Annotated in this window: 1 protein-coding gene; it reads left to right on the top strand. The window is 38.9% G+C overall.

Annotation, left to right across the window (positions count from 1 at the left end):
• Positions 1 to 311 (top strand): IS30 family transposase (locus tag ACWQ4X_RS19880; protein ID WP_188136602.1); only part of this gene is annotated, 311 nt, incomplete at both ends.

The raw sequence follows: 311 nt of genomic DNA, 5'->3' as shown, positions 1-311 counted from the left end.
CGTCATGAAAATAAAAAGCGAAAAGCTAACGGTGAACCTAAAAAAGATTCTATATTACAGGATATTAAAACTATTCATGAGCGCCCAGCCGAAGTTCAAGAAAGAAAAATACCGGGTCATTGGGAAGCTGATTTAATTAAAGGTAAAGACAATAAAAGTTCGATAGCAACACTTATTGAACGAAATACACGGCTCTGTATCTTGGCAACATTACCTGATGCAAAGGCAGAATCAGTGCGCAAGGCTTTAACTGAAGCTCTGAAATATTTACCTGCAGAACTGCGTAAAACGTTGACCTATGACCGTGGACG

It is taken from the genome of Acinetobacter sp. NigerLNRRAM0016, assembly GCF_054112845.1.
Note: the sequence above shows the minus strand (reverse complement) of the source record. Positions and strands in the feature narration are given on the sequence as shown.